2 protein-coding genes are annotated in these 695 nt (G+C 51.9%); both read right to left on the bottom strand.

Going from position 1 to position 695, the window contains the following annotated elements; genetic code table 11:
• Window positions 1-57: 57 nt before the first annotated feature.
• Window positions 58-213, bottom strand: coding sequence for a hypothetical protein (locus IE113_RS16135; RefSeq protein WP_189543359.1), 156 nt, complete (start codon window positions 211-213; stop codon window positions 58-60).
• Window positions 210-695: DUF6338 family protein (locus IE113_RS16130; protein WP_229822711.1), on the bottom strand; the 486-nt coding region annotated here is incomplete at its 5' end. The genes IE113_RS16135 and IE113_RS16130, both read right to left, overlap by 4 nt.

Here is a 695-nt window from a genome sequence, read left to right as displayed (position 1 = left end):
GCCGAAAAGGCCAACCCTCACGTCTCAAAAGCCGCCATCAGACCCCTCGCGCCGCCGTCAAGCCAAAAACAGCCGGTTCTTCGAGGTGTCCAACTGCCCCGTCGTCGGCCTGTAGCCTTCTTGAATGGAAGAAGGTGCTAGGCGCGTTGGCCGGTACCCTCTTTTTTCCAGATGTTCAGGTGTCATATTTTTAGTTTCTTTTTTGTCGGTCACTCTCGACCTCCATCGATGAATTCAACCAAGCGGATGTTACCACCGCAGATAATCATGGAACGAGACGGTACAACCTCTTGCCATCGCCCTCCTTCCTCGACTTTCCAAACGTCTGCAATCAAAAGGTCTCGATCCCCGGCTGTAGAAGAAGCAAACGCTCCTTCAGCCCAAATGCCGGCAACTGTCGAACCATCATTTAGATGAACCAAGATGTATGAAGTATGGCGGTTTCGAAAGGCGTAATCCCAAGCTGTAGGCTCATGATGAGATAGGCGAAGTCCAAGGTAATCAGTTATTTTATAAAAGAGCTCTGACCGGTCGAGAAAAACAATCATGACTGCGATCATAAGCGGCACGCCCATGCCAAGCAGGAAATGCCATAACCAACTGGACACCTCGAAGAACCGGCTGTTTTTGGCTTGACGGCGGCGCGAGGGGTCTGATGGCGGCTTTTGAGACGTGAGGGTTGGCCTTTTCGGCCC

This window comes from Novosphingobium arvoryzae (assembly GCF_014652615.1).
Classification (GTDB): Bacteria; Pseudomonadota; Alphaproteobacteria; order Sphingomonadales; family Sphingomonadaceae; genus Novosphingobium; species Novosphingobium arvoryzae.
This window is presented reverse-complemented; position numbering and strand designations above follow the sequence as displayed.